The following is a 6,517-nucleotide window of genomic DNA, read 5'->3' as shown; positions in this document are numbered from 1 at the left end:
AGCAGTTGGGGTTTTGTTTTTGCGCGAAGAAAACACCCGTCGATGATCGTTCCCACGCTCCGCGTGGGCAATGCAGCCCGTGACGCTCCGCGTCACAGAAGCGGACGCAGAGCGTCCAGAGAGGCATTCCCACGCGGAGCGTGGGAACGATCATACGCGGAGCGTGGGAACGATCGTGCGCAGAGTGTGGGAGCGATCGGCTCGGCCGGCTCCCGCGGTATGCAAGGCTTCGGCTCATGGCTATCATGCGTGCCTCATTGTGAGGCGAGACCTGCATGCTGACGTTGTTAAAACTCCTGAAAGATGGTCGATTTCACTCCGGGGAGGCGCTTGGGGCCGCATTGGGCGTCAGTCGCAGCGCTGTCTGGAAGCAACTGCAGCAGTTGGAGGCGGAGCTGGGTCTGTCGATCCACAAGGTTCGTGGTCGTGGTTATCAGCTGGCTTCTCCCCTGGTGCTGCTTGATCAGCAAGCGATAGTCGCGGCCAAGCCCTCGCCGACCTGGCCGGTGCATGTCTATGAGTCGATCGACTCGACCAATGCTGAAGCGCTGCGTCTGGTCGAGCGTGCTGCGCGCGTGCCCTTTGTTGTCGTGGCCGAGCGGCAGACGGCGGGCCGTGGTCGCCGCGGACGCCAGTGGGTCAGTCCATTCGCCGAGAATATCTATTACAGCCTGCTACTCAGGGTTGATGGCGGAATGCGCCAGCTCGAGGGCTTGAGCCTGGTGGTCGGCCTTGCGGTATTGCATGCCTTGCGTGAGCTGGGTATCCCGGGAGCGGGCCTGAAGTGGCCGAACGATGTACTGGTGGGCAACAAGAAGATCGCCGGCATTCTGCTGGAGCTTGTCGGGGATCCGGCCGATGTCTGTCATGTGGTCCTTGGCATCGGTATCAACGTCAATATGCAGGTCGCCGATCAGGTCGATCAGCAGTGGACATCCGCCCGGCTCGAGACGGGGCGTCCGGTGGATCGCAACCAGTTGATCGCGTCCCTGAGCGAAAAGCTCCAGGACTATCTGCAGCGGCACCAGGCAGCGGGCTTTGCCGCGATACAAGCGGAGTGGGAGCAGAATCATCTCTGGCAGGGGCGTGAAGTCTCGCTGGTGGCCGGTACGAATATCATCGATGGCACCGTGCTCGGTATCGATCTGCAAGGTGCGTTGCGTCTGAGGGTCGAGGGTGTCGAGAAAGCCTTCAGTGGTGGTGAGCTCAGCCTGAGGTTGCGCAATGATCCTTGAGCTCGACTGCGGTAACAGCTTTATCAAGTGGCGGGTCATTCTGGCTGATGGCGGGGAGGTGGTCACCGGTGGTGTTGTTGATTCCGATCAGGCGTTGTTGCAGCGGTTGCGCGAACAGTCCGGGCTGAAGTTGGCACGGTGCCGGCTGGTCAGTGTGCGTACCGAAGAGGAAACGGAGCGTCTGGTCGTCGCCATTGTCGATGCCTTCGGCGTCGAGGTGCTCTGTGCGCAGCCCACGAAAGAAATGGCCGGTGTGTGCAATGGCTACAAGGATCATGAGCGATTGGGGCTTGATCGCTGGCTGGCCTTGCTCGGTGGCTTTCAGATGGCTGGCGGCCCGTGCCTGGTGCTGGATTTCGGCACCGCAGTGACCGCCGATTTCGTTGCCGAGGACGGCTTGCACCTGGGGGGCTTCATTTGTCCTGGAATGCAGTTGATGCGTAATCAGTTGCGTACCCATACTCGGCGGATCCGCTATGACGATGTTGCCGCCGAGCGCGCGCTGTCCAGTCTGGCGCCCGGGCGGGAAACTGTCGAGGCGGTGGAGCGGGGTTGCCTGTTGATGCTTCGGGGATTTGTCCTCACCCAGTTGGAGCAGGCCCACGAGTACTGGGGGGATGACTTCAGGGTATTCCTCACGGGAGGTGATGCCGCATTGGTCAGCGAGGTAGTTCCCGGAGCCAGTTGGGTGCCTGATCTGGTATTTGTCGGTCTGTCGATTGCCTGCCCGTTGAGCTGAGGTTTCTATGCGTTGGTTGTTTCTGTTGTTGTTGGTACTCAATGGTGTCTATTACGTCTGGCATCAGCAGGAGGCTCCATTGCGGGCGAAGGAGGTCGCTCCTTTGTCGCTTTATCGCAGTGCGCACCAGGATATCCAGTTGTTGAGCGAGTCGGATAATGCCGGGGCGCGCAAGACGGCCGCCAGGGACCAGGAAGAAGAGTCCGAGTGTCTTTATGTCGGTGGTGTGGCGCGTCAGGACGTCGCGCAGTCGATTCAGCAGCGGTTGCAGGGAATGGATATCAAGGCACGGATACAGCGGGTGACCATTCCTGATTCCGCGGGCTATTGGCTGCGTATCGCACCCGAAAGCCGGCATTTGCTGGATGACACCGCTCTGCAGAATCTTGCTAAAGAATTCAATGAGTTAAAACACAAAATAATGTTGTGCGAAGGCATTGCAACTGCCGAATAGTTTGCATAGAATGGCGCCCGCTTCGCAGTGAACGCCTCTTGGGGAACTGGCTGGGAAGCGAGGTCAACGCAGCTAACCTCATATTTTTAAATGAGAAATTGCTTGACAGGGGTTCAGCATGATGTAGAATGCGCCTCGATTGGAGGGGTTCCCGAGCGGCCAAAGGGATCAGACTGTAAATCTGACGTCTCAGACTTCGAAGGTTCGAATCCTTCTCCCTCCACCATAATTTCAGCGGAAGCAGCAAGCTCCGCGGGTATAGTTTAGTGGTAGAACCTCAGCCTTCCAAGCTGATGATGCGGGTTCGATTCCCGCTACCCGCTCCAAGTTTGCTGTTTGTGCAAAGTGTTTCGCTCTTGTAGCTCAGTTGGTAGAGCACACCCTTGGTAAGGGTGAGGTCAGCGGTTCAAATCCGCTCAAGAGCTCCATATAACAAGGCAGATATGCAAATATCTGCCTTTGTTTTAATGGTCGATGTAGCTTGCTCAATTCTTCTCCTAAGGGTGATTTCGATGGCTAAGGAAAAGTTCGAACGTAATAAGCCGCACGTCAACGTTGGCACCATTGGTCACGTCGACCATGGTAAGACCACCCTGACTGCTGCGCTGACCCGCGTCTGCTCCGAGGTTTTCGGTTCGGCCAAGGTTGAGTTCGACAAAATCGACAGCGCCCCGGAAGAGAAAGCTCGCGGCATTACCATTAATACCGCTCACGTTGAATACGACTCGGCTCTGCGTCACTACGCTCACGTTGACTGCCCGGGTCACGCTGACTACGTGAAGAACATGATCACTGGTGCTGCCCAGATGGATGGTGCGATCCTGGTTTGCTCGGCCGCTGATGGCCCGATGCCGCAAACCCGTGAGCACATCCTGCTGTCCCGCCAGGTAGGCGTTCCGTACATCGTGGTCTTCCTGAACAAGGCTGACCTGGTAGATGATGCTGAGCTGCTGGAATTGGTCGAGATGGAAGTTCGCGACCTGCTGAGCACCTACGACTTCCCGGGTGATGACACTCCAATCATCATCGGTTCGGCTCGTATGGCGCTGGAAGGCAAAGACGACAACGAGATGGGCACCACTGCCGTCAAGAAGTTGGTGGAAACTCTGGATAGCTACATTCCAGAGCCTGAGCGCGCTATCGACAAGCCGTTCCTGATGCCAATCGAAGACGTGTTCTCGATCTCCGGTCGTGGCACCGTGGTAACTGGTCGTATCGAGCGTGGTATCGTTCGTGTCCAGGATCCACTGGAAATCGTTGGTCTGCGTGACACCACCACCACCACCTGCACCGGTGTTGAAATGTTCCGCAAACTGCTCGACGAAGGTCGTGCTGGCGAGAACTGCGGCGTCCTGCTGCGTGGTACCAAGCGTGACGATGTCGAGCGTGGCCAGGTTCTGGTCAAGCCGGGTTCGGTCAAGCCGCACACCAAGTTCACTGCAGAAGTGTATGTGTTGAGCAAGGAAGAAGGCGGTCGCCACACTCCGTTCTTCAAAGGCTATCGTCCACAGTTCTACTTCCGGACCACTGACGTGACCGGTAACTGCGAGCTGCCGGAAGGCGTTGAAATGGTGATGCCGGGTGACAACATTCAGATGACTGTTACCCTGATCAAGACCATTGCAATGGAAGATGGTCTGCGTTTCGCTATCCGTGAAGGCGGTCGTACCGTCGGCGCTGGTGTCGTAGCAAAAGTAATCGAATAAGTAGTTGAAATACCTCTCTCAGGCCGACATAATGGTCGGCCTGATTCAAGTTTTAGGTCAGTAGCTCAATTGGCAGAGCGACGGTCTCCAAAACCGTAGGTTGGGGGTTCGATTCCCTCCTGACCTGCCAGATTCACTCGGTGTGTCTGGCTTTCTTTTCACAGGATCCTCTTAGATGACCTCCAACACTGAAGCCCAAGGCTCTCGCTTCGATCTTCTCAAGTGGCTCGTAGTAGTCGCTCTGGTGGTGATTGGTGTTGTTGGCAACCAGTATTACGCTGGTTCGCCGATCCTGTACCGTGTACTTGCGCTGCTTGTCATTGCTGCTGTAGCTGCCTTTGTAGGCCTGCAGACCGCCAAAGGCAAGTCGTTCTTTGTACTGGCCAAGGAAGCTCGCACCGAAATCCGTAAAGTCGTATGGCCGACTCGCCAAGAAACCACGCAGACCACATTGATTGTCGTGGCTGTGGTGCTGGTTATGGCGTTGCTGTTGTGGGGGCTTGATTCCCTGCTCGGCTGGCTTGTTTCCTTGATTGTTGGCTAAGGGTGTCCCGTGGCTAAGCGTTGGTACGTTGTGCATGCTTACTCGGGTTACGAGAAGCATGTCATGCGCTCGTTGATCGAGCGAGTAAAGCTGGCAGGCATGGAAGATGGCTTCGGCGAAATTCTGGTCCCTACTGAAGAAGTAGTGGAAATGCGTAATGGCCAGAAACGCAAAAGCGAACGCAAGTTCTTCCCTGGTTACGTGCTGGTACAGATGGATATGAACGAGGGTACTTGGCACTTGGTCAAGGATACTCCTCGGGTGATGGGCTTTATTGGCGGTACCGCCGACAAGCCTGCGCCAATCACCGACAAAGAGGCCGAGGCCATTCTGCGTCGCGTCGCTGATGGTAGCGACAAGCCGAAACCGAAGACGTTGTTCGAGCCGGGTGAAGTGGTACGTGTTACCGACGGTCCGTTCGCGGATTTCAACGGCACGGTCGAAGAAGTTAACTACGAGAAGAGCCGGATCCAGGTCGCGGTGCTCATTTTCGGTCGCTCTACTCCGGTAGAGTTGGAGTTCAGTCAGGTCGAGAAGGTCTAGCTGAGCAAGCATCCCAACCCCACAGCCCTAGGCTGTGGGGTTTTGTCGTCACTGGGATAAACGCGCAAGTAACCGGGGAGCCTTTCGAGGCGTTCGAACCCGTAATTGGAGTGCCTCATGGCCAAGAAGATTACCGCTTACATCAAGCTGCAAGTGAAGGCCGCCCAGGCCAACCCTAGCCCACCCGTCGGTCCAGCTCTGGGTCAGCACGGCGTGAACATCATGGAATTCTGCAAGGCCTTCAACGCCCGTACCCAGGGTCTTGAGCCAGGTCTGCCGACTCCAGTGATCATCACTGTCTACAGCGACCGTAGCTTCACCTTCGAAACCAAGTCGACCCCGGCTTCGGTTTTGTTGAAGAAAGCTGCTGGCCTGACCAGTGGTTCTGCTCGTCCTAACACCGTTAAGGTTGGCACCGTGACCCGTGCTCAGCTGGAAGAAATCGCGAAAACCAAAAACGCGGATCTGACTGCAGCTGATATGGATGCAGCCGTGCGTACCATCGCCGGTTCTGCTCGTAGCATGGGCCTTAACGTGGAGGGTGTGTAATGGCTAAGCTGACCAAGCGCCAAAAGGCTATCGCCGGCAAAATCGAAGCAGGCAAGGCCTACAACTTTGTAGACGCCGCCGCTCTGCTGACCGAGCTGTCGACTGTCAAGTTCAGCGAGTCCGTTGACGTTGCTGTAAACCTGGGCGTTGACCCACGTAAATCCGACCAGGTCGTACGTAGCGCTACCGTGCTGCCACACGGCACTGGCAAGACCGTTCGTGTTGCCGTGTTCACCCAGGGTCCAGCTGCTGAAGCTGCTCTGGCTGCCGGCGCCGATCGCGTTGGCATGGACGACCTGGCTGCCGAAATGAAAGGCGGCGACCTGAACTATGACGTGGTCATTGCTTCCCCGGACGCAATGCGTGTCGTAGGTCAACTGGGTCAGATCCTCGGTCCACGTGGCCTGATGCCTAACCCTAAAGTCGGCACCGTGACCCCAGACGTAGCTACCGCGGTCAAGAACGCCAAGGCTGGTCAGGTTCGTTATCGCACCGACAAAAACGGCATTATCCACACTTCCGTTGGCAAGGTCGGTTTCGACGCCGTCAAGCTGAAGGAAAACGTTGAAGCCCTGATCGCCGACCTGAAGCGTATCAAGCCAGCTTCTTCGAAAGGTATCTACGTCAAGCGCGTTACCCTGAGCACCACCATGGGCCCAGGTCTGGTCATCGACCAGAGCTCGCTGGACGCGTAAGACAAAGGTGGGTGCAAGCGATTGCATCCATTGAAAAATTGGGGTCCCTGCC

The 6,517-nt window shown here is 56.8% G+C and carries 8 protein-coding genes and 4 tRNA genes; all 12 read left to right on the top strand.

The window, feature by feature from the left end; translation table 11 throughout:
- Positions 1–275: 275 nt before the first annotated feature.
- The 12 genes from birA (at position 276) to rplA (ending at position 6,465) form a co-directional block, all read left to right on the top strand.
- Positions 276–1,235 (top strand): bifunctional biotin--[acetyl-CoA-carboxylase] ligase/biotin operon repressor BirA, encoded by a 960-nt coding sequence (birA, locus tag HX851_RS31510; protein ID WP_177066139.1) that lies wholly within the window; start codon positions 276–278, stop codon positions 1,233–1,235.
- On the top strand, positions 1,225–1,974 hold the full coding sequence (locus HX851_RS31505) for a pantothenate kinase (protein ID WP_177058158.1): 750 nt from the start codon (positions 1,225–1,227) through the stop codon (positions 1,972–1,974). The genes birA and HX851_RS31505 overlap by 11 nt, the downstream gene beginning before the upstream one ends.
- Positions 1,975–1,981: 7 nt before the next feature.
- On the top strand, positions 1,982–2,428 hold the full coding sequence (locus HX851_RS31500) for a hypothetical protein (protein ID WP_177066138.1): 447 nt from the start codon (positions 1,982–1,984) through the stop codon (positions 2,426–2,428).
- 141 nt (positions 2,429–2,569) lie between these two features.
- Positions 2,570–2,654: transfer RNA gene (locus HX851_RS31495), tRNA-Tyr, on the top strand.
- A 26-nt stretch (positions 2,655–2,680) separates the two neighbouring features.
- Positions 2,681–2,754 (top strand) — tRNA-Gly (locus HX851_RS31490).
- A 26-nt stretch (positions 2,755–2,780) separates the two neighbouring features.
- Positions 2,781–2,856 (top strand) — tRNA-Thr (locus HX851_RS31485).
- 84 nt (positions 2,857–2,940) lie between these two features.
- Positions 2,941–4,134 carry an elongation factor Tu gene (gene tuf, locus HX851_RS31480; RefSeq protein ID WP_177058160.1) on the top strand — a complete coding sequence of 398 codons (1,194 nt, stop codon included), beginning with the start codon at positions 2,941–2,943 and terminating at the stop codon, positions 4,132–4,134.
- Between the two features lie 54 nt (positions 4,135–4,188).
- A tRNA-Trp gene (locus HX851_RS31475) sits at positions 4,189–4,264 on the top strand.
- A 45-nt stretch (positions 4,265–4,309) separates the two neighbouring features.
- Entirely contained in the window at positions 4,310–4,678 is a 369-nt protein-coding gene (gene secE, locus HX851_RS31470; protein ID WP_017123213.1) for a preprotein translocase subunit SecE, read from the top strand.
- Between the two features lie 9 nt (positions 4,679–4,687).
- Positions 4,688–5,221: a transcription termination/antitermination protein NusG gene (nusG, locus tag HX851_RS31465; protein ID WP_010443972.1), complete on the top strand. Its 534-nt coding sequence runs from the start codon at positions 4,688–4,690 to the stop codon at positions 5,219–5,221.
- A 117-nt stretch (positions 5,222–5,338) separates the two neighbouring features.
- The gene (gene rplK, locus HX851_RS31460; RefSeq protein ID WP_003176435.1) at positions 5,339–5,770 is read left to right on the top strand and encodes a 50S ribosomal protein L11; all 432 of its coding nucleotides are present in this window, start codon (positions 5,339–5,341) and stop codon (positions 5,768–5,770) included.
- Positions 5,770–6,465: a 50S ribosomal protein L1 gene (rplA, locus tag HX851_RS31455; RefSeq protein ID WP_177058161.1), complete on the top strand. Its 696-nt coding sequence runs from the start codon at positions 5,770–5,772 to the stop codon at positions 6,463–6,465. Before rplK ends, rplA begins: the two co-directional genes overlap by 1 nt.
- The last annotated feature ends 52 nt before the right edge of the window (positions 6,466–6,517 follow it).

The organism is Pseudomonas gingeri (genome assembly GCF_013385635.1).
Lineage (GTDB): Bacteria > Pseudomonadota > Gammaproteobacteria > Pseudomonadales > Pseudomonadaceae > Aquipseudomonas > Aquipseudomonas gingeri_A.
The sequence above is the reverse complement of the archived record's forward strand: the minus strand, read 5'-3'. Positions and strand labels throughout refer to the sequence as shown.